16 protein-coding genes are annotated in these 22052 nt (G+C 68.6%); 7 read left to right on the top strand and 9 right to left on the bottom strand.

The window, feature by feature from the left end; genetic code table 11:
* Positions 1-28 precede the first annotated feature (28 nt).
* The 4 genes from DMC64_RS26090 to DMC64_RS26075 are packed head-to-tail and all read right to left on the bottom strand — an operon-like array spanning position 29 to position 5595.
* Complete coding sequence (locus tag DMC64_RS26090; protein WP_125735660.1) at positions 29-1225, bottom strand: GNAT family N-acetyltransferase; 1197 nt, start codon at positions 1223-1225, stop codon at positions 29-31.
* Between the two features lie 31 nt (positions 1226-1256).
* Positions 1257-2957 (bottom strand): ABC transporter ATP-binding protein, encoded by a 1701-nt coding sequence (locus DMC64_RS26085; RefSeq protein ID WP_125735659.1) that lies wholly within the window; start codon positions 2955-2957, stop codon positions 1257-1259.
* Positions 2954-4696: an ABC transporter ATP-binding protein gene (locus tag DMC64_RS26080; protein ID WP_125735658.1), complete on the bottom strand. Its 1743-nt coding sequence runs from the start codon at positions 4694-4696 to the stop codon at positions 2954-2956. The genes DMC64_RS26085 and DMC64_RS26080 overlap by 4 nt, the downstream gene beginning before the upstream one ends.
* On the bottom strand, positions 4693-5595 hold the full coding sequence (locus DMC64_RS26075) for an alpha/beta hydrolase (protein ID WP_125735657.1): 903 nt from the start codon (positions 5593-5595) through the stop codon (positions 4693-4695). The genes DMC64_RS26080 and DMC64_RS26075 overlap by 4 nt, the downstream gene beginning before the upstream one ends.
* A 96-nt stretch (positions 5596-5691) precedes the next feature.
* On the opposite strand from DMC64_RS26075, the gene DMC64_RS26070 reads away from it, so the two are divergent.
* The 5 genes from DMC64_RS26070 to fxsT all read left to right on the top strand — a co-directional run bounded on the left by DMC64_RS26070 (position 5692) and on the right by fxsT (position 15030).
* Positions 5692-6726: a CdaR family transcriptional regulator gene (locus DMC64_RS26070; protein WP_125735656.1), complete on the top strand. Its 1035-nt coding sequence runs from the start codon at positions 5692-5694 to the stop codon at positions 6724-6726.
* Between the two features lie 149 nt (positions 6727-6875).
* Positions 6876-7592: a trypsin-like serine protease gene (locus DMC64_RS26065; RefSeq protein ID WP_125735655.1), complete on the top strand. Its 717-nt coding sequence runs from the start codon at positions 6876-6878 to the stop codon at positions 7590-7592.
* A 170-nt stretch (positions 7593-7762) separates the two neighbouring features.
* Positions 7763-9556, top strand: a complete 1794-nt coding sequence (locus DMC64_RS26060; RefSeq protein WP_125735654.1) for a hypothetical protein — start codon at positions 7763-7765, stop codon at positions 9554-9556.
* Positions 9557-9569: 13 nt separating this feature from the next.
* The gene (locus DMC64_RS26055; protein ID WP_125735653.1) at positions 9570-10652 is read left to right on the top strand and encodes a MoxR family ATPase; all 1083 of its coding nucleotides are present in this window, start codon (positions 9570-9572) and stop codon (positions 10650-10652) included.
* A gap of 1 nt (position 10653) precedes the next feature.
* Positions 10654-15030 carry an FxSxx-COOH system tetratricopeptide repeat protein gene (fxsT, locus tag DMC64_RS26050; protein WP_125735652.1) on the top strand — a complete coding sequence of 1459 codons (4377 nt, stop codon included), beginning with the start codon at positions 10654-10656 and terminating at the stop codon, positions 15028-15030.
* A 1-nt stretch (position 15031) separates the two neighbouring features.
* Here fxsT and DMC64_RS43335 read toward each other — a convergent pair whose 3' ends face one another.
* The 4 genes from DMC64_RS43335 to DMC64_RS26035 are packed head-to-tail and all read right to left on the bottom strand — an operon-like array spanning position 15032 to position 17820.
* Positions 15032-16021 (bottom strand): HEXXH motif-containing putative peptide modification protein, encoded by a 990-nt coding sequence (locus tag DMC64_RS43335; RefSeq protein ID WP_233629812.1) that lies wholly within the window; start codon positions 16019-16021, stop codon positions 15032-15034.
* Positions 15907-16833 (bottom strand): hypothetical protein, encoded by a 927-nt coding sequence (locus DMC64_RS43330; protein WP_233629811.1) that lies wholly within the window; start codon positions 16831-16833, stop codon positions 15907-15909. The genes DMC64_RS43335 and DMC64_RS43330 overlap by 115 nt, the downstream gene beginning before the upstream one ends.
* On the bottom strand, positions 16833-17048 hold the full coding sequence (locus tag DMC64_RS26040) for a hypothetical protein (RefSeq protein ID WP_125735651.1): 216 nt from the start codon (positions 17046-17048) through the stop codon (positions 16833-16835). Before DMC64_RS26040 ends, DMC64_RS43330 begins: the two co-directional genes overlap by 1 nt.
* 58 nt (positions 17049-17106) lie before the next feature.
* A complete protein-coding gene (locus DMC64_RS26035) occupies positions 17107-17820 on the bottom strand; it encodes a Crp/Fnr family transcriptional regulator (protein ID WP_037346295.1) in 714 nt (237 codons plus the stop codon).
* A 185-nt stretch (positions 17821-18005) separates the two neighbouring features.
* On the opposite strand from DMC64_RS26035, the gene DMC64_RS26030 reads away from it, so the two are divergent.
* Complete coding sequence (locus DMC64_RS26030) at positions 18006-18419, top strand: hypothetical protein (RefSeq protein ID WP_125735650.1); 414 nt, start codon at positions 18006-18008, stop codon at positions 18417-18419.
* A 517-nt stretch (positions 18420-18936) separates the two neighbouring features.
* The gene (locus DMC64_RS26025) at positions 18937-21468 is read left to right on the top strand and encodes a phosphocholine-specific phospholipase C (protein ID WP_125735649.1); all 2532 of its coding nucleotides are present in this window, start codon (positions 18937-18939) and stop codon (positions 21466-21468) included.
* A 10-nt stretch (positions 21469-21478) separates the two neighbouring features.
* Here DMC64_RS26025 and DMC64_RS26020 read toward each other — a convergent pair whose 3' ends face one another.
* Positions 21479-21985: a MarR family winged helix-turn-helix transcriptional regulator gene (locus DMC64_RS26020; protein ID WP_125735648.1), complete on the bottom strand. Its 507-nt coding sequence runs from the start codon at positions 21983-21985 to the stop codon at positions 21479-21481.
* Positions 21986-22052: the final 67 nt, after the last annotated feature.

Below are 22052 nucleotides of genomic sequence, written 5' to 3'. Positions count from 1 at the left end.
GCGCTCTGAGACCGCGCCCTTCTCGCGATCAGAACCAGTGCAGGCAGTGCGGCGGACGCTCGGTGCGGAACAGAGCGTCGGCCATCGCCGCGGCCTCCGGGTGGTGGGCGCGGATATGACCCGCCCGCACGAGTGTGCTCGGAGTGGTACCGCCGAGATAGATCGAGCCCAGATCGCTCACGTCGAGGGACAGATCGGGTTCCCGCTCCGTCGGGACACAGGCCGCCTCGCCGTCCCGGACGGTGAGCAGATGGCGGCCGTGCTCGCCGAGCGCCGGGTCGCCGACGTCGAGGACGAGCTCGCCGTCGGTAAACCAGCCGCGGGCGGTGAGCGCGCGGGGGACGTCGAGCAGCCGCACCCACAGCCAGTCCGTGTCGCCGCCGAGTTCGCCCGCGCGGAAGTCTTCGAGTTGCCAGCGCAGCGGATCGTCGAGCGGGCGGTGCTTGAACACGACTTCGCTGACGAGGTCGTGCCCGAGCAGGAACCTGGCCAGTGCCGTCGAGACCGCGTCGTCGGTGGCGATGGTCTCGTCGACGGTCAGGGTGTCGGGTTCGGTGAGTGAATAGGAGGCGTAACCGTCCGGGACGCCGTCGGCGTCGCGATGCACGGCGACGTGACGCTGCGCCCGGGAGATCGGGGGTTGCCCGGCCCCCGCTTCCCACCAGCCGTGCGGGCGCGACAGCGCGCCGGGCCTGGCGCGGCGATACCGGTCGTAGACCGCTTCCAGGATCTCGCCGCAGTCGGCCCGGCGCAGCAGTTCGATCGAGCCGCTGGCCACCTCGGCCGCCCGGGGGACGGCGAGGGCGGCGCGGTGCCGCTGCACCGTCAGGCGCCGGGTGTAGGTCGCCGGTCCGTAGCCGAACCGGCGGTAGATCAGGGCCTCCGACGCCAGCAGGACGGAGAGGAATTCGCCCCTGGCCCGGAAGTCGGCGAGCTGGTGCCGCATCATCGCGCTGAGCACGCCTTGCCGACGATGCGAGGGCAGGACGCCGACCGCGGTCACCCCGGCGGCAGGCACGACGACCTCACCGGGCAGCGTCAGCTCGAAGGAGTACGCCGCGGCCGTGCCGACCGGCCTCCCGTCCTCGGACACCGCGAGCAGGCCGCGGTCCATTTCGAGCGCGGACCAGGTCTCGCCCGCGGTGTCCGGGAACCGGGCGAAAGCGGTGAACATGGTGTCGACGAAGACGGCGCGGTCGTCGGCGGTGGTGGAACGGATCTTCATGGGCACAGTGCATTGCCGTTGCCCGGCGGCGTCAAGCGATTTGCGGTTCGAGGAATCCGGCGTACCGGCCGCCGAGCCGGGCCAGTTCGCCGTGGCTCCCTTCCTCCGCGATCCGTCCGCCGTCCAGGAAGACCACGTGGTCCGCACGTTCGACGGTCCGCAGCCGGTGCGCCACCATCACCACGGTCCGGCCCGCCATGAGCCGCTCGATCCCCTCGTGGACGGCCGCTTCGTTGACCGGATCGAGTGCGGAGGTCACCTCGTCGAGCAGCACGATGGGCGCGTCCTTCAGCAGGGCGCGCGCGATCGACACCCGCTGGCGTTCCCCGCCGGACAGCGACGCGCCGCCCTCGCCGACGTTCGCGGACCAGCCGCCGGGCAGCCGTTCGATCACCTCGTCGAGGCGGGCCGCCGTCGCCGCGGCCCGCACCTCGGCGTCGCCGGCGTCCGGACGGCCCAGCCGGACGTTCTCCTCGATCGTGCCGTCGAAGAGGTAGACGTCCTGGAACACGATCGCGATCCGGGACATCAGATCGTCGGTGCTCATCATTCGGACGTCCACCCCGCCGACGCGCACCGCGCCCGAATCCACGTCGTGGAACCGGGCGAGCAGCTGCAGCACCGTGCTCTTCCCTGCGCCCGAAGGGCCGACGAGGGCGAGCTTCTGTCCTTCGTGGACGGTCAGTGACAGGCCGTCGAGCACCGCGCGGCCGCCGCGGGTGAAGGCGGCCGACTCGAACTCCAGATCGTGCCGCTCCGGCCGGACCGGTTCCGGCGGTTCCGGCAGCGGTTCGGTGCGCAGCAGCGCGTCGAGCCGCACCAGCACCGAACGCGCGCCGCGGAGTTTGCCGCCGATGTCGGTCAGCGAGAGCAGCGGATCGGCGCAGCGCGTGGCCAGGACGAGGATCGCCACGACCTCGGCGGCCCCGATCTGCCCGCCGAGCGCGAGGAACGCGCCCAGTGTCAGCAGGACGGTGAACAGCGCCTGCACCGTGAACGTCAGCCCCACGACCCCGGGCAGCGCCGACAGGGTGGACCGGCGGTTCGCCCGCTGAACCTCTCGCAGCGAGTCGTCGAGCAGCCGGAAGCGTTCCTCGGCCCGCCCTCCGGCGCGCAACACCGGCTGGGCCTGCAGGTACTCGATCACCCGGCCGGTCGCCTCGGTACCGCGCCGGGCGGCCTCCTCGTCGGTCGCGGCCGACGAACGACCCGTCCGCACCTGGATCACCGCCACGACCGGGACGGCGATCAGCGCGGCCAGCCCCAGCCGCCAGTCGAAGGCGAGGATCACGAACACGATCGTCAGCGGGGTGACGCAGGCGGCCACGAACGGGGCGAGCAGATGCGCGATGACGCTCATCGCCCGCAGGACACCCGGTCCGGCGAGCGCCGACACCTCGCCGACCCGGTTCCCGCCGTACCAGCCCATCGGCAGGCGGGCGAGATGGTCGCCGAGCCGGTGGTACATCCCGCGCAGCAACGTCGTCCCGGTGCGAAAGCCGGAGAGATCGGCGCGGTAGCGCAGGATCGCGAACACCGAGAAGGCCGCGCCGAACGCGATCAGCCACGGGACGGCGTTGCCGGGAGTGCTCCCGAGCAGCGCCCGCAGCAAGGGGACCAGCAGCGCGTAGGACAGCCCTTCGACGACCCCGGTCACCGTCATCAGCGCCACGGTCCGCCGCACCGGCGGGGCGTGTTCGGGGCCGAGGACGCTCAGCAACATCCGGATCATCGAGGGTCCCCCTGTGGTTCGGCGGCGTGCTGGGAACGCCAGAAGGCGGCGAATTCCCCGTTCCGGGTCAGCAGTTCCGCGGGCTTGCCGCGTTCGGCGATGACGCCGTTGTCCAGTAGTACGACGGTGTCGGCGTCGACGACCGTTTCCAGCCGGTGCGCGATGACCAGGATCGTCCGGTCGGCCCGTGCGGTCGCGAGAGCCCGGCGCACGGCCAGTTCGGTCTGCGGGTCGGCGAACGCGGTGGCCTCGTCGAGCACCAGGACGGGCGTGTCGGCGAGCAGCGCGCGGGCCAGCGAGATCCGCTGGGCTTCCCCGCCCGACAAGCCGGTTTCCTCGTGCAGCACCGTTTCGTAGCCGCGCGGCAGTTCGAGGATCCGGTCGTGGATGTTCGCCAGGCGGGCGGCGCGCACGATGTCGTCGAGATCGGCGTGCGGCACGGCCAGCGCGATGTTCTCCGCGACCGACGCGCGCAGCAGACGGACGTCCTGGAACACGAAGGAGACCTTGCGATACAGCTCCTCGCCACTGATCTCGCGCAGATCGACGCCGCCCAGCAGGATCTTTCCTTCGGTGGGGTCGAAGAACCTCGGCAGCAAACTGACCAAAGTGGACTTCCCGCCGCCGGACGGACCGACGAGAGCGGTGACGGTGCCCGGTTCGAGGACCAGGTCGATGCCGCGCAGGACCTCACGGTCGGCCTCGTAGCCGAACCGGACGTCGCGCAGCTCGACGCGATGCCCTTGTGGCACAAGGGGATTCTCCGGTTCCGGCAGGGGTCGCACACCGAGCACGTCGCGGATCCGGCCGATCGCGCGCCGAGCGGCCTGCAGTTCGTCGAAGCCGTGGCCGAGTGCGGCCACAGGGGCGGTCAAGCCCAGGCCCAGCACCAGGAACGGCAGGAGATCGACCGGGGCGAGGCCGCCGCCGGTGATCAGCAGCGTGCCGCCGATCAGGACCACCAGCAGGACGAACGGCGGCGACAAGGCCAGCTGCATCCCCGCCGCCGGCCCGGCCATCCCCCGTACCCATCGGGTGAAGGTGGCGACGAAATCGTCCGCGGCGGTGCGGAACCTGCGGTGGGCGCGGCCCGCTCCGCCGAACGCCTTGACCACGGCGATGCCCTGGACGAATTCGACGACCGAATCCGAGATCCCCGCCATACCGCGGTCGAACTCCTCCTGCTCGCGCAGCCGGGAGGGCGTCATCATCAACGGCACCAGCGCCACCGCCAGCACGACCGGGATCAGCGTGATCAGGGTGAGCCGCCAGTCGATGGTGAGCAGGTAGCCCAGCGACACCAGCGGGACGACGAAGGCGGAGACGAGCTCGCCGGGCGTGTGGGCGATGAACGGGTGCACGGCGCCGACGTCCTCGCCGACGACCTTGGCCAGCTCACCGGTGCGACGTCCGGAGAACCAGCCGATCGGCACGCGGCCGAGGCGTTCGGCGAGCAGACGGCGGAAGGTGAGCTGGACCCGGCCGTCGAGCAGATGCCCGATCCCGGACGACGCGGCCGTGAGCACCAGCCGGACGAACAATCCGGCCGCGCCCACGATCACCGCGGTCCAGACCCGGCCTTCGTCGACCGGGCCGGGCGCCAGTAGCGCCCGGCCCAGCTCGACCACCGCGAGCAGCGGCGCCAACCCCGAGATGGCGCCGATGATCTGCAGGACGACGACGGCGGCGAAACTCCCGGCGAACGGGCGCAGCAGCCGGGCTGTCGTAGGCGCCGTCATGACTCGGCCAGCGCGCGGCGCAGGACGCCGCCCAGCTCGTCGATCTGGCGGCGGGACACCTCGGCGGACAGGATCGCCTGTGACCCGTGGAAGGTGCCCGGCCAGTGGTGCAGCTCGACCGAAACGCCCGACTGAAGCAGACGGAGCGCGTACTCGATGTTCTCGTCGCGGTTGGGGCAGAGTTCGGCGGAGGCCACGTACGCGGGCGGCAGCCCGGAGAGATCGGTGGCCCGCGAAGGGGCGGCATACGGCGACGGTGCGGGCTTTCCGGCCAGGTAGTGCCCCCACGCGGCGGTGATCTTCGCGCGGTTCATCCACGGCGTGTCGGTGAAGTTCCGCGCCGACCACGACTCCTGCCGGTCGTCGAGCCCCGGCTGGTTGAGCAGCTGGAAGCAGATCCGCGGGCCGTCTTCGTCGCGGGCGCGCAGGGCCGTCGCCGCCGCGAGCCCGCCACCCGCGCTGTGCCCGCCGATCGCGATCCGGTCGGGGGAGACGCCGAGTTCGGCCGCGTGGTCCGCGGTCCAGGTCAGCACGGTGTAGACGTCGTCGAACGCGGCCGGGAACGGGTTCTCCGGCGCCAGCCGGTACTCGACCGAGATCACCGTCGCGCCGGAGGCCTCGGCGAGCCGCGCCGCCCAAGGGTGTTCGGTCTCCAGGTTGCCCATCACCCAGCCGCCGCCGTGCAGCCAGATGATGGCGCCCCGCGCCTCCTCTGGCCGGTAGATCCGGATCGGGACGCCCGGGTCGCCGGGCACCGTCCGGTCCTCGACCTCCATGGCCGAGGTGTCGGGCCGCGGTACCGACATGGCCAGCTTCGCGAGCTTCTCGCGATCCGCGATCGGGTCGTCGAGGTTCGCCGCGGGGAACAGGGCGATGAAGGCTTCGAGTTCGGGGTCCATGACGACGATCTTTCCGGTTCCCGGTCCCGAGGGCGGCCGCCATCCGTCGCGTGTGATCGCCCCTTCGTGCGACGATCGCCGCGTAGGCTCGCTGACATGGAGGCATTGGCCGCGCGGTTGTCGCATCTGGATCCCGACGTCGAGGGCGCGATCCGGGTCGTGATGTTCTACGACACCCTGATGCGGCGGCGGGTCGACCTCCCCGCGCTCGCCCGCGCCACCGCGGGACTGGCGGAATGCGCGGCGGGTATCCGGCTGCACAGCACGGGGCGCACCATCCGCATGGCCCCCGACGGACGCGAAGCCGCCCCGGCCTCCGTGCCCGCGTCCATCACGATGGCCGTCACCCTCGACGACGAAGAGATCGGCACGGTCTGGCTGGAACGCGAGGGGGAGGCCGCCGCCCTCGACGAAGCGGTGCTGGACCGCCTCGCGATCGCCGTGGCGACGGTCGTCGAACGCTACGGGCCGGCCCGCACCACCATGGCCGATCCGGCGCTGGTGGAACTCGTGATCAGCTCCGCCAGTGACGACGCCGCCAGGAACCGGGCCCTGCGGCTGCTGGGTTTCCCCGGTGACGCCCCGATCCGCGTGATCGCCGTCCGGTCCGGGCTCCCGCTCGAGAAGATCGGGGGCCTGATCTGCCACGGGCGCCCGGTCAAGGCCGCGTCACTCGGCGACGTCGGCATCATCCTGGCCGCCGCGGTGGATCCGGCCCGGTTCCCCGAAGACGTCCGCGCGGGGATCGGCGACGCCGAATGCCCGCATCGGTCCTGGCTGGACGCGACGACCGCGCTGCGGTTCACGACCGCGCGCCGTCCGGTGATCCACTATCGCGATCTCGGCGCCCTCGCGCTGCTCGCGCGGATCCCGGAGGAGGACACGCGGGCCAACGCCGACGTCGTCGCGATCACGAAGCTGGCCGCGGATCCGGAGGATCTGCGGACGCTGGACGCCTACTGCGCCACGGGTTCCGTGCGCCAGGCCGCCGATTCCCTGCACCTGCACCACAGCAGTGTGGCGCGGCGGCTCACCCAGATCGGCAAAAGCCTGTCCGTCGATCTGACCGACCCGCTCGGCCTGACGCGGGTGAGGCTCGCCCTCACCGCTTGGCGCCTGCTGGGCGAGTGACTACCTAGTGATCTTCGCCGGGCGCTCGAAATAAATAGGTAGCCCACGCGAACTTTCGTCGGTTTCCGGCTTCCCTTGGCACGACACAGAATCAGCGCGTTCGTCCCCACTGAAGCGGCGGGAACCCCGCCGCAGAAATGAGTCGGAACATGCGACTGCGCTCCCTTGTCCTGCTCGCCGGCACCGCCTTCATGGCACTGCTCGGCTCGACCGCCCCCGCCGCGACCGCCGCCGAACCCTCGGGCGTGCAGCCGATGATCATCGGTGGTCAGTACGCGCAGAACGCTCCCTGGGCGGCCCGGCTGTTCGTGAACGGCCAGCAGAACTGCACCGCCACGATCATCGCGCCGCAGTACATCCTCACCGCCAAGCACTGCGTCGCGAGCAGCGGCAGCTACACGTTCCGCGTCGGCAGCCTCGACCAGCAGAGTGGCGGCACCATGGCCACCGCGGCGAGCATCACCCGCCACTCGGGCGCGGACCTCGCCATCGTGCGGCTGACCAGTTCGGTCAACGCCACCTACTCGCCGCTCGGCACCACGAGCAACGTCGCCGTCGGGCAGAACGTCCAGGTCTACGGCTGGGGCGCGACCAGCCAGTGCGGTTCGGAGATCAACTGCCAGTCCCGTTACCTGAAGGTCGCCACCGTCCGGGTCAACTCGGTCAGCTGCAGCGACTACAACGGCGGGGTCGCGGTCTGCGCGAACCGCGTCGACGGCATCACCGCCGGCGGTGACTCGGGCGGCCCGATGTTCTCCGGTGGCCGCCAGGTCGGCGTCGCCTCGACCAGCGACCGGTCGAACAACACCGCGTACACCAACATCACCCGCTACCGCAGCTGGATCCAGCAGGTCGCCGGAGTCTGACCCCTTTCGTGAGTGGTGAGGACGGTTCCAACCGTCCTCACCACTCACGAGCGTTAACACCGAATCGCAGCCTCCTATTTGTCAATTGACACTCAACTCCGGGCCGGTCGACGCGATAATGTGGCGGTCGGCGCCGGTGGGTCGGCGCCGTGGACCTTGGGAGGGGGCCAGTGGCGCGACCGACGCGGGCTCTCGACCGCACGATCGTCGTGGTGGACGTCGTGGGGTTCACCGCGCCGGACCGCAACCGTCTCGACCGGCTGGCCGTGCACCAGGGCATGTACGAGGTCTTGAAGATCGCGTTCGCCGAAAGCGGTATCGACTTCGATTCGTGCGCGCACGAGGACCGCGGCGACGGCGTCTTGGTCCTGCTTCCGCCGGGTACGACCAAAAGCCTGGTCGCGGACCTGCTGCCGGATCGGCTCGGGGTCGCCCTCCGCCGGTACAACCACACGCGGACACCGCAGGCGCAGATGCGGCTGAGGGTGAGCCTCAACGCCGGCGAAGTGATCGGCGACGACAACGGCTGGGTCGGGGACGCGGTCGATATCGCTTTCCGCATTCTCGACGCGCAACCGGTGAAGGACGCCTTCGCCGAATCCGATCGGATGATCGCCTTCATCTCATCGGAGCGTTTCTTCGCGGACGTCATCGAGAAGGACCCGGGTTTGTTGCCCGAGTTGTACCGTCCGCTACCTGTTTCAGTGAAGACGTTCACCGGAATGGCTTATTTACGGCTGCACGGGGAAGCCATCGCGGATTCGGTGGTCGTGCGCGCCGAAGAACTCTTTCCGGCCGACGTGGCCGGTCCCGTGCTGGAGTTGGTCCCCCGCAAGGATCTGGTGGGCCTGCGTCGCCATCTGACCGGAATGAGGATCCCGAATCTCGCGATCATGGTGAGCCGTGCGCTCGGCCCCGCGGTCCAGCCGCCGCGGCTGGACGGTGTCACCGACGCGTGGGAAGCCTTCCAGCTGCTCACGGACTTCAACGCGGGGCCGGACGGCATCCCGCCCGCGCTGACCTTTCTCGGGCTGCTGGCCGAAAACACGGAAGGCAAAGCGGACGCGATGATCGAGGGCTGGCTGGCGAACCAGGCCCGGTCCCTGCGGCTCGCTCCGGCGCTCGGACATCAGCGGCTGACCAGGCCGCCGATTCCGGACCGCCCCCATCTGCACCTGATGATCATGCTCGAACCGGTTTCCGCTGATCCGACGCGGTGCACACTCGCGTTCTGGAGACAGGACGATCCGGATGTCTGGCCGCCGCCCCTCGGCGGCGTGCGTGAAATCGAAATCGAAGAAGTCGAGCTCAGGGTCGATGACGTCATCCTGGAGACCGAGGCGGTCTGGTCCGGTCAGAGCATGTCCGCGTCGGTGGAATTCCTCCTGCCCAGGACATTGATCAATTTGCCGGTGCAGCGGTGGGCGAAGGAGCATGAGACCGGTCAGCCCCAGCCGTTGCGCTACGGGTACCGTCTCGGAATACGCTCTTTGGAGAGGATGCGGGCGAGGCATTGGCATCGCGCATGGCATGTTCGCTGGGATTCGATGGTGAAGGACCCCGCCGCCGACCGGCTGCACTATTCCGGTTGCCCGGAGGTCGAGGATCACCCGATCGACGCCATCCTGAGCGACGAGCACTGGGTCGGCCTGGTATTGGCGAAACCCCCGTCGCCCCAAGCGAAACCGGATGGGCCGCCGGACGAACTGACGAGCGCGCTCCGCAGTGGCCTCCCGGTCGTGCTCTGGCATCCGGACGCCGAGCCGGAGACCCTGCGCGAGTTGCTCGACTGGGTATTGGCCGCGGAGAGCGGTTTCAACGAACTTCCGGATCGTCGCAAACTGGCGAATTCCGGTATGGCGGTACCGTTCAAGAATTCTCTGGCTCACGATCTGGTGGTAATGTGGGACGACCCCAAACGCGTGATCGTTCTGGACCAGCCGTTGATCCCGACTCGACTGTAAGGGGATACCGCGGATGAGCGGGAACGATCAGGACGCGGCCGTGGACGGCCGGACCCCTCGGCTCGACGCACCCGATTGGTGGATCTACCGGGGCACCGGGATGCCCATTCACGACATCGATCTCGCGCAGTTGCTGCCCGCGCCGCCGCCGTGGCGGTCCTATCGCGGTGATCCGCCGCCGGAGAACGACGTGCCGCCGCCGGACGACGGCGAGGCGGAACGCCGTCTCGGTACCGCGTTCACGCTTTCGGAGCAGGACGCCGACGCCGCCGAACTGAACATGGTCAACGCCGCCCTGTATCTGCGGCGCCCGTTGCTGGTCACCGGGAACCCGGGCACCGGGAAGTCCAGCCTCGCGTACCGGATCGCCAGGGAACTGGGGCTGGGCCGGGTGCTGCGCTGGGCGATCACCAGTCATACCGCGCTGAGTTCCGGGTTGTACGGCTACGACGCGATCGGCCGGGTCCAGGCGGCCGCGACCAGTCAGGCCCGGCGCGGGGACGAGGTGGAGGAACCGCCGATCGGCGATTTCGTCCGGCTCGGCCCGCTCGGCACCGCGTTCCTCCCCAGCAGGTTGCCGCGCGTCCTGCTGATCGACGAACTCGACAAATCCGAGGCGGATCTGCCCAACGATCTGCTTTCGATCTTCGAGGACGGCGAATTCTCCATCGAGGAATTGACCCGTGTGCGCAACCGGCATCCCGAAGTCACCGTGCACACCGCCGACCCGCAGCGCACCGCCGTGGTCCGCGACGGCCGGATCGCCTGTCACGCCTTCCCGATCGTCGTCATGACCAGCAACGGGGAGCGGGAGTTCCCGCCCGCGTTCCTGCGCCGGTGCCTGCAGTTGCGGATCGAGAACCCGGACGAGGAGCAGCTCGCCGCGATCGTGGCCGGTCATCTGGTCGGCGAGAACGGTGAACACCGCGACCGGCTCATCCGGGAGTTCGCCGAACGGAGCAAGGCGGAAGGCGGGCTCCCCACCGACCGGCTGCTCGACGCCGTCTATCTCGCGACGTCGGGCGCGTACCAGCCGGATCAGGAGGCATGGCCGCGGCTGGTGGACGCCCTGTGGCAACGACTGACGGTGCGGTGACATGGACGGGCCGGGCGGTGTGTCCGACTCGCGTTCCGCCCCGGTGGCGGACCGGCGGGACACCGGTTTTCCACGTGGGGGCAAGCGGTTCGGATTCGAGGACCTGAACTGGACCGACGTCGCCGACATCGTGTGGCTGGCCGCGGCCATTTCGCCACGGCAGGCCGAGGGAAGGTCCGCGCCTGCCGAGGAGCCGCCCGAGGAAGTACGGATCCGTAACGCACCCGCCGACCGCGGGGAAATCCCGGAACTTCCCGAGCCGGGGCCGTCCCGCCTCGTGGACGTCCCGCCGGAGGCGGAAGACGAGGATCAGGACGTCGCGATCGAAGGCAAACCCGGTGAGCTGCCGGAACCCGCGGTGGACGGCGCCGGGCCAGGGGGAGCGGTACTCCTCGAATCGCTGGAGTACTTCCGCGCACTGAGAACACTGAAACGAGAGATGGCCTCGCGGCGACACAACAATGTGGTCCTGGACGAAGTGGCGACCGCCGTCCGGGTCGCGGAGACCGGCCGGTGGTGGCCGGTCACCCGATCGAGAAAAGAGCGCTGGCTGGACCTGACGCTCGTCCTCGACAACGGTCCGTCGATGGCCTTGTGGCGCCCCAGGGTGTCGGCTTTCGTCGAATTACTCCGGCAAGTGGGTGCTTTCCGAACCATCCAGGTCCGCCTGTTGGAAACCGCTAAGGACACCGAAGAGAAACTCGTTCTTCGTGGTGGCACGCCCGGAGCGCCCGCCCGCGATCCGGACGAGATCCTCGATTCGTCGGGACGGCGCGTGGTGTTGCTGGTGACCGATGGGGTGGGTGACGCCTGGCAGAAGAAGGACGCGCTCTACCCGATGTTGGCCCGGTGGGGCAGGAAGATGCCGGTGAGCATCGTGCACCTGCTCCCGCACTGGCTGTGGGGCCGGTGCGGGATGAGCCCGCACAAGGCCCGGTTGCGCGTGCCGAACGCGGTGGCGCCCAACGGCAGATGGAAATGCGACCTCGCGGACGCCTGGCTCGAACCGGGCTCGAAAGTGCCCGCTCATCTCGTCCCGGTGCCGGTCCTCGAACTGCGGCCGACGTCGCTGGGCTGGTGGGCCGGACTGATGACCGGCGGAAACGACGAATCCGTGGAAGGAACCGTCGTACTCGCCACGGAACGGATTTCCCAGTCCGATTTCGATGACCCGCCGGTAACTTTGTCACCCGCCGAAAGAGTGCAACGATTTCGCAGTGTTGCGTCGCCGCCGGCGCTACGCTTGGCGCAGTTGCTCGCGGCGGTACCGGTCCGTCTCGACGTGGCGAAGCTGGTGGGACAGGAATTCGTTCCGGAAGCGGGCCCGGAACACCTCCTCGAACTTTTGCTTTCGGGGATGATGTACGCTCCCGCACTCAGGGAGGGCAAGTCCACTTGGGACACAGACGGGGTCTTCGCTTTTCCCGAGGCAGTCCGGGAACTGCTGCTCAGCGGCGCGCGGCGGTCGGAGACGGCCAAGGTCGTCCGAGTGGCCGCCACCCATTTCGGTGACCGGATCCGGTTGATCTCCCACCTCCGAGACGCCATCGCCGACCCGAACAACACACCGGACCCAGACCTCACCCACGAGTCCCCGGCCGATGTGGAGCTGGAAACCGCGCTCATGCGCGCCCTTTCCGGGCCGTACCTGTCCCGTGCGGATCGGCTGCGCAACGCCGCGGCAAGCCAAGTCCTCCTCATACACGTATCTGAATCAAAGACTGCGAGCTCAACGATGCCCGAGACGGCCGAACGTCCACCTGCCTCGACGCCTGTGACACAGGGACGCTCGTCTTATCTCAATGAGCCCGAAGCGAACGAGCCGACGACCCGGATCGTGCACCCTTCGGCGGCGGAAACCTCCCGGAACTTCCCGGACCGTCAGGCCGACGACCCGCCGCTCGTCTTCGGCAACGTCCCCCCGCGGAACCCCAACTTCACCGGCCGCGACGAATTGCTCGACCAGCTCACGAAGCGGTTGAGCAGTGGTACCACCGCCGTGCTTCCCTCGGCGCTGCACGGTCTCGGTGGTATCGGCAAGACCCAGATGGCCGCCGAATACATCTACCGGCATCTCCAGGATTACGACCTCGTCTGGTGGATCGACGCCGCGCACACCACCCAGATCCGCGCCGGTCTCACCGAACTCGCCGGTGTTCTCGGACTTCAGGGCGCGTCGGAGACCAATGTCGCGGTCCCCGCGGTCATCGAGGCGCTCCGGACCGGACGTCCCTTCCGCCGCTGGCTGCTGGTGTTCGACGCCGCGGAGAGCCCGGAGACCGTGCTGCCGTTCTTCCCGCGGAACGGTCCCGGCGAAATCCTGATCACCTCGCGCAACTCCGACTGGGCGGGGATCGCGCGCCCGCTGGAACTCGCGGTGTTCAAAAGAGAGGAAAGCGTCGAGCTGCTCGGCCGCCGCGGTCCGGAGATCGACCCGGCCGACGCCGACGAACTCGCCGAGAAGCTCGGCGATCTGCCACTGGCCGTGGAGCAGGCTGCTGCCTGGCGCGCGGTGACCGGGATGCCGGTGCAGGAGTATCTGCGTCTGTTCGACGAGTCGGTCGAGGAAATCCTCGACACCGCTTCGGCGCCCGACAACGAGGTTTCCGTCGCCGCCGCGTGGAACGTTTCGTTCGAGGAGCTGAAGACCCGCAACCCGGCGGCTCATCAGATTCTGCACATCTGCGCCTTCTTCTCCCCGGAACCGATCTCGCGTGACCTGCTCACCGGGGTCAACCGGGTGTCGATCTCGCCCGAGCTCGACGCCGCGCTCCGTGACCCGATCAAGCTGGCGCGCGCCATCCGGGACATCAACCGCTATGGCCTCGCCAAGATCGACCACGGGAACAACACGCTTCAGCTGCACCGGCTGGTGCAATTGGTGCTGCGCAACCGGGTGATGGCCCGGCAGGTGCACGCGCGCATGCAGCACGGCGCCCACCAGTTGCTCGCGGCCCTGGACCCCAATGATCCCGAGTCCAGCAGGCACTGGTCGCGCTACCGCGAACTGCTGCCGCACGCCTACGCGGCGAACGTCCTGGACTGCGACAACGACTGGCCGCGTCAGCTCTACATCAACCTGATGCGTTACCTGTTCGAGTACGGCGATCACGAGGAGGCGGCGCGGCTCGGTCTCGAAGCGCGTAAGCGGTTCACCGATGCCCTCGGCCCCACCCATCCGCAGACCCTCGAAGTCTCGTCGAGGCTCGGGCTCTACCTGTGGGCGATCGGACGGTACTCCGAAGCCGCGGAGCTCAACCAGCGCACTCTCGCCCTGCGCATGCAGATGTCCAGTGAGGAGAACGAGGAGACCTTCGCGCTTCAGCGGAACATCACGATCGATCTCCGGGCGCAGGGTGATTTCGCGGGAGCGACCAAACTGAGTGAAGAGATCCTTCACAAGGCCAGGCGGATGTTCGGCGACGACGACCCTGAGACGCTCTACGCCGCGTTCCAGCATGGGATCAGCCTCCGGTTGGTCGGTGCCTACCGGGAGGCACTGGAGCTGGATCAGGACACCCTCCGGAGGCGGATCGAGGTCCTCGGCCGCGATCACGTCCGTACCTTCAGCGTCAACAGCGGAAGGAACGTGGATTTACGCGAGGCGGGTGAATACGGCCAGGCCCGGATTCAGCAAGAGCGGCTCACGGAGAGCTTCATCGCCCGTTTCGGTCCGGATCAGCTGGACTCGGCGGGTAACTCACTCCTGCTCGCGATGGCCAGGAGGAAGGACGGCGACCACCCGGGTGCGCTCAGCCTGTCCACGGAGGTCCTCAAGCGGTTCCGGCTCGCTTATGGCGACGATCACGGCACGACGATGGCCTCGGCGCTGGCACATTCGATCGATCTTCGCCACTCAGGTGATTTGGCCGCGGCGAGGAAGCTCGGTGAGGAGACGTTCGAGCGGTACCGGCGTGGTCTCGGCGAGCATCACCCGCATACCCTCGTCGCCAACGTCAACCTGGCGGTGACTCTGCGGCTGATGGGAGACCCCGCGGCCGCGCGCGTCCTCGACGAGCGTGCCCTCGAGCAGTTCCGAGCCAGCATCGGCCCAGACCATCCCTATGCCATCATCGCCGCGATCAACCTGGCGAGTGACCTGGCGGCGGTGGGCGAGCTCGACCGGGTGGTCGAGCTGGGGCGAGACGCGATCGAGCGTGGCACGCAGGTACTCGGTGAGGATCATCCCGTGGTCCTGGCGGCGTCGTTCAACCTGGGACTGGACCTGGCCGCGCTCGGCCGGACGGAGGAGGCCGCGCCGTTCCGCGACCCGATCCTGGCGCGGTACCGCCGGATCCTGGGTGAGGCCCACCCCGGAACACAGGCAGCCGGTCGCGGTATCCGTGCCAACTGCGACGTCGACCAGATCCTGATGTGAGTCAGCCCGGTACGAGTTGTCCGATCCAGGAGGCGACATCCTCCACGGTCGGTGGCCGCGTGCCGGATCGCAAGTGCCGATGGACCGCGCGGACCAGCTCGGGACAGTGCAGCAAGGCGCGAGCGGCGGGGTGGAGGCCTCGGGCGGAGAGCGCGAGGCCCAGCCCGACCAAGGAGTTCGGCCGGTCCGGATCCGCGGCGAGCTCCCGCCGGTAACCCTCGACGGCTTCGAGGTGATCGCCTGCGGTGTAAGCGAAATCAGCTTCGGTGGCGCCGGGTACCGTCAGTGGTCGCCCCGCGCCGCCGAGGGAGAGCCGGATGAGGTCCATTCTGGCCGGGGACCAGCCTCCGTCCGGTATCGGCGTCGGAGGAAGGCTTGTCGCGTCGAGATTCGCGGGCGGCCTCGATCTTCCGCTGAGCCACGCTCTCGCGAGTTCGGCGACGACGGACGGGTCCGGACGCAGGTGCCGGGCCCGCCATCCCGCGCTGTGATCGCGGCGGGCGGCGGTGGCCAGTTCGCTCGCTTCCGCCGAGACGGGCTCGCTCTGCCAGGGCCCGAGGCGTTCGGCGATGGCGTCGAGAAAGCGTCGGCCGGCGTCGGTCAGCGTCGAGTCCGCGCGCAGGACTCGCAGGGTGTGCCACGTTTGCTCACGCCAGTAGGCGAATTCGAAGCCGGAGCGCCGGGAACTCGTCCCGGCCCTGGCCAGTGCGCGCCAGAAGGCGGTGACGCCGAAGAAGGCGTAGACCCCTTGCAGGGCGCCACTCAGGGGGCGTGGATCATCCCGCCAAGCCACGTAGATCCGCTCTCGGGGATCCGGCTCGTACAACTCGACGAGGTGCAGCAGACCGCCGAGCACGATGTGCTGGAACTCGTGGATCAGGGTTTCGGCGAGGGAGGCCCCGTCGGTGGGCAATCCGACGACCGCGCTGCCGAATGCCTCCCCGGTCGACGCGCTCGGGTTCCGGAAGAGCACCTGGGGTTTCGGAACCAAGAAGCCAATCCCACCGGCATGATGCGGGCCAACCCGGGCAGATGGGTGGCGACCAGACGGCAGGCTTCATCGATCAGCCGTTGCCAATCCGCCAGATCCTTGCCCGGTAACCGTTCCGGTGGGATCGGTTCGTAAAGCCCGCGATAGGGGTCGACGTCGTCGAGCCACAACGAGAACCGGTGCGCGCCGACCTGACTTCGTACCCGTCGGATTCCCCACCAACCCGGGGCGCCGGTGTCGGGTGCGTCCGGCAGATGAATCGTCGCGTCGGCGTTCGACACGGAGTACCGGCCGTTCGCGCCTCGCACGACGACCGAAGAAAACGTTTCGGTGTCCGGAAAGCGGGCCATTCCGAGTGAAGGGAGTATTGCGTTGCCGTGCCACGCCGGGATGACGGTCTCGAAGTCGAGCTCCGCCCGGATCGCCGCGGCCGCCGCGATCGCGTGCGCGTGCCCCAGGTGCATCCACAAAGGACCGACGCCGTCGATTCCGTTGCGGAGCAAGCGAGTCGTGTAGCCGGCCCAGCTTCCGGTATACGGATTGGTGAGCATCCTGTTCACCGAACGGGGTGCTCGTGCTTCGGCACGGGCGAGGAGTTCCCAAGCTGAATCCAGCGGCGGTAACGGGCCTGAATGATCCGGTGCCTTCGCGGCTTCGGTCAGCAAGGCGTGGATCAACAGTTTCCGGCGGCTTCGTTCGGCCCGTCGCAGTCGCCGTGTCATGTCCTCGTCGCCGTCGAGCCGCGCGAGCGCGTCGAAGTCTCGCCATGACAACCGGTGGAACGCGGGACGAGACCCGGCTGCTGCCGGCATCAGTCGATCCGTTCGCCTTGCCCGGCACCGTTGCTTCTGTAGCGTGCGCGGAGGAGGGTGGTGCGTTCGACGACATGGTGAGCCGACTGGCGGAAGGCTTCGCCGTCCAGCTCCCGTAACGCGGTGAAGGAGACCGCGTCGAGATCCATCAACGCGGATTCGATGTCCGGTTCCGTGTCTGCCGAGAAAGAACTCATCTTGCCGATTCCCTCCACCCGTGAAACGGTTGCGAGAGTTGAACCTCGCTCAGGATAGCCGAGATTTCGCGCCGGATCAGGCCTCGGCGGCCGGTGGAGGCCGTCCGGCCGCCAATTCCCGTAGTGCGCGAGGGCTGGTGATGGTGACGCGCTGACGTGCGGTGCGCACCACGCCCAGCCGCCGGAGTTCGTCGAGGCCACGGATCAGGGTGCTGCGCGAGACCCGCGCGAAGCCCGCCAATTCCCCTTGGTTGAAGCGGAGATCGACCTGTTTCCCGGCCGTCCAGTCGACGGCGTGCTGCAGCGCGAGTTCCAGGAGAACGGCGGCGAGGCGTTGCGGGAAATCCGGGCCGCCGGATTCGAGACGCAACCGGTCGGATTGTTGCAGCCGGATCGCCGCGGTCCGGAAGATCTCCTCGGCGATACGTGGTTGCTCGCGTAATACGCCGAGGAATTTGTCCCTCGGTACGACGAGGGTGTGCACCTCGTCGATCGCCGACATCGTCGCGGAACGGGGGAGTCCGCTGATCGGGGCCAGTTCGCCGACGATTTCCGCCGGGCCGCGGGCGGCGAGCGGGGCGTCCTCGCCGCGATAGTTGGTGGCGCTGATCTTCACCCAGCCGTGCAGGACGACGAACATGCTGGTGGGCGGACTGCCCTGGAGGGCGAGGATCTGGCCGGGTCGCCACACTTTCAGGTGGCCGGCGCGCCGGAGGGCGGACTGCTCCGCCGGTGTCAGCCGCCTCCAGGTGCCCAGACTCCCGTTTTCAGCCGCGGAGGAACCGGTCATCCTGGCCCTCCGGTTCCCCGGGAACCGGATCGGTGCTGTGTTCCATTTGACGCATCAGCCACTCCCCCGACTCGTCAGCATGGTCAGTGGGCAGAACGACCCGGAAGTTTCGAACCGCGACCGGTAATTGTGCCAGGCACGGGGTGACTTCACCAGGCCTCGGGCCGGCGACGGGGGAGGGTGTCATGCACAGTGCGGAAAGTGTCATGGGACGGCCGAAGGATCACCGCCGCCTGCCGGTGGGGCAGAACCCGCGGACGCCCAAGGCGTTCGGCCGAAGACCGGCGTTCTTCGCGCCGCATCCGCCGCTGATGTCGGGCGGGTGGTATCAGGGTGACGACCACGAGGTCGTCGGGCCGGGGCGGTATCCGGTGCCCCGGCCGCCCGCCAAATCGGCGAAGGCCGCGCTGCTGTGGGCGCTCTTCTTGGGTCCGTTGGGTCTTTGTTACGTGTCACCCGTCGGTGGGTTGATCGCGACGGCGGTCTCGATCACGGCGATCACCTTCGGCGGCGCCGCGCTGGTGGCCGTGATCTGGCCGGTCGTCGTGGTGCTGTCCCTGGCGGCCTTGTCCGGGCGGCCGGACGACGACAGGAGATGACGTCCGGCCGGTTCCCGGCCGGACGAACCGTGGTGGGGGACGCTCAAGGGGGGCGGCCCCCACCACGGTTCCCGCCTCGTGAGTGGCGATTCGGGTTCTAACCCGAATCGCCACTCACGACCACCTGTACCGATCGGCCGCACTCGCGTGATCGAAGCCGGAACTCGCGTGATCAGCGGCGGAACACCCGAGTGCGGCCTCCAGTCACGCGAGTCACGTGCCTGATCACGCGAGTCACGCCTTCGCTCACACCGCGCCTGGGAGGCCTTCACGGACTTCGGATCGGTAGGTACATAGGGCACGGTGGCTCTAACCGAATCGCCACTCACGACCACCTGTACCGATCGGCCGCCCTCGCGACCATCCGAAAGTCGCGTCCTCTTGCTCCGATCATGCAGCCCCTGGGCCGAACCCTTGAACCGATCAGGCACCTATGTTTCTATCTGCTCGATAGCCGCGTCAAAGGTGCAGTTTCGAACACGATCGAACGGGTTCAACGCAATTCCTGGAGGGCTCCGTGCGCCGTCGTACCCTGCTGAAGGCCGCTGGTGCGGCTTCCGCCTTCACCTTGCTCCCGGCGAGCGTCCGGCAGGCACTCGCCGCCGAAGCGCCGACGGGCGGGCTCGGCGTCATCGAGCACGTCGTGGTGTTCATGCAGGAGAACCGGTCGTTCGACCACTATCTCGGGACGTTGCGCGGCGTCCGGGGTTTCAACGATCCGGCCGCGATCCAACTCCCGTCGGGAGCGTCGGTCTTCCAGCAACCCGACGGCACGGGCACCCTGCTCCCGTACGCGATCGACGATCAGTTCATGGCCGACGTCGACCACAGCTGGTCCGGCGGGCACCGGGCGTGGAACAAGGGCCGGCACGACGCGTGGCGCGCGGCAAAGGGGGTCCGGTCGCTGACCTATCACACCCGTTCGGCGCTGCGGTTCTATCACGAACTGGCCGACGCGTTCACCGTCTGCGATGCCTACCACTGCTCGGAAATGGGGCCAACGAACCCGAATCGGATGTACCTGTTCACCGGCAAACTCGGCTACGAGCCGGACGGGACGACCCGGGCGATCGGCAACGCCGCCTGGCAGAACCCCGGGCACACCGGCTACACCTGGAAGACCTACGCCGAGCGTCTGCAGGCCGTCGGCCGTAGCTGGCGCGTCTATCAGGAATGGGACAATTACGGCGACAACTCGCTGGACTATTTCAGCAGTTTCCTCGCCGTCGGCACCAAGGCGCTGTCGAAGGTGAAGGACTCCGCGGGCAAGGCCTTTCCGAAGCTGGAGTACTTCTACTACGCCCTCGATTCGGCGTCGGCCGCCGAGCGCACCCGGCTGCTCGACGGATTGGCGGCCGGTGTGGCGACCCTGTCCGCGTCCGAACGCGCGTTGTACGACCGCGGGCTGGCGCGGGTCGCGCCGAAGCAATTGTTGAGCGCCTTCAAGAGCGATGTCGACGCGGGCAGGTTGCCGTCGGTGTCGTGGATCGTCGCGCCGGAATCCCAGACCGAACATCCCGCGTGGGGCCCGAACACCGGGGCCGATCTGGTGAAGTCGATCCTCGACACGATCGCGTCCAAACCCGAGGTGTGGAACAAGACCTTGTTCCTGCTGACCTACGACGAGGACGGCGGTTTCTTCGACCACATGCCGCCGCCCGCGCCGCCGGTTTCCGACGACGAGGGCAAGAGTTCCGTCGCCACGACCGACGAATTCGTCTCCGGTGAGCCGATCGGGCTGGGCATCCGGGTGCCCATGTTCGTGATCTCGCCGTGGAGCCGGGGCGGGAAGGTGTGTTCGGAGGTCTTCGACCACACTTCCGTGTTGCGCTTCCTCGAACAGTGGAGCGGTGTCGCCGAGCCGAACATCTCGCCGTGGCGGCGCACCGTCTGCGGTGACCTGACTTCGGCACTGGACACGACATCACCGAGCGCGACCTATCCGGCGCTGACCAAACCGGTGCCGACGAGTGGACCGTGGAACACCCAGCCGCAGCCGCCGTCCGTGCAGAAGCTTCCCGTCGCGGAGACCGGGGTGCGGACCGCGCGCCCCTTGCCGTATCGGCTGACGGCTTCGGGACGGGTGACCGCCGAACGATTCTGGATCGACTTCGCCAACACCGGAACGGCGGGCGCGCACTTCTACGTCTACGCCAACGCACACCGGACCGACGGGCCGTGGCGCTACACCCTCGGCGGTAACGCGACGCTTTCCGACTATTGGCAGGCCGGTTCCCCGGACGGCGCGTACGACCTCACCGCGCACGGCCCCAACGGTTTCGTGCGCCGGTTCGCGGGCAACCGGATCACCGCGACGACCGGCGGCAAGCCGAATCCGGAAGTCGTGCTGCGGCCCGGTTCCGGCGTCGTGTACCTGAAGATGACCAACGCCGGCGCCGCTTGCGAGCTGACCGTGCGGACCGGCAACCGGGGCGGCGGACCGTGGACGTACACGGTCGCCCAGGGCGCGACGGTCGAGGACTGGTTCAGCACCGAAGGCGGCATGGGTGGCTGGTACGACCTGACCGTTCAGGGGCCGGACGGCTTCCTCCGCCGCTTCGCAGGGCATGTCGAGACGGGCGTGGAAACCATCAGCGACCCCGTGATGGGCTCCGGACCGCTCACCGCCACCGTCCGTTCGGCCGACAGTCAGGAGACGGTGGGGGAGAACGGTGCCGCCGCGAACGCCGTCGACGGGAATCCCGCCACCCATTGGCACACCAAGTGGTCCGGCGGGGAAGACCCGCTGCCGCACGAACTGCATCTCGATCTGGGTGCCGCCCGCACGGTCACGGGCTTGGCCTATCTGCCGCGTCAGGACGGCTCCGACCACGGGCGCGTCGGCGGCTACGAAGTCCACTTGAGCACGGACGGTTCGGCCTGGGGAAGTCCTGTCGCCACAGGTACTTTCGCGGACGACGCCGCCCGTAAGACGCTGCGGTTCTGGCCCACCCGGGCGCGTTATGTGCGGTTCCGCGCCCTCACCGAGGCGGGTGGACGCGGGCCGTGGACGTCGGCGGCGGAGGTCACCCCGCTCGGCTGGAGCTGACGCGCCGGGGTCACTCCAGTGACGTGTCGCCGAAGTGTTCGAGCAGCAGCCGCAGGCCGCCGATCAGTTCGGCCCACTGCGCGGGTTTCAGATCGGGCAGGAGGTCGGCTTCGTTCTCCAGGTGGAGGACGAAGACCTCGTCCACGACCTGACGTCCCTTGGCGGTCAGCCGGATCTTGACCGAGCGGCGGTCGTCGCTGTCGCGCACCCGCTCGACCAGGCCCTTGGTCTCCATGCGGTCGATGCGGTTCGTGATCGCCCCGGACGTGACCATCGCGGCCTTGAGCAGCGCGCCGGGCGTCAGGCCGCCGGCTTCCCCGGAGCGGCGGAGTGTCGTGAGCACGTCGAACTCCCACGACTCCAGGTCGTGCTTGGCGTTGAACTCCTTGAGCTTCCGGTCGAGGATCCGCGAAAGCCGCTGAACGCGCCCGATCACCTCGGCGGGCCAGAGCTTGTCTTCGAGGTCCGGCCGCTCGTGTCGCCAAAGCGCGATCACCGCGTCCACCGCGTCGGCCATGACACCCTCCAAACGTCTCAACATTAAGAGACTTGACATTGACAGAACTCGCTGGTGTTATCTCAAC

The organism is Amycolatopsis sp. WAC 04197 (assembly GCF_003947475.1).
Lineage (GTDB): Bacteria > Actinomycetota > Actinomycetes > Mycobacteriales > Pseudonocardiaceae > Amycolatopsis > Amycolatopsis japonica.
This window is presented reverse-complemented; position numbering and strand designations above follow the sequence as displayed.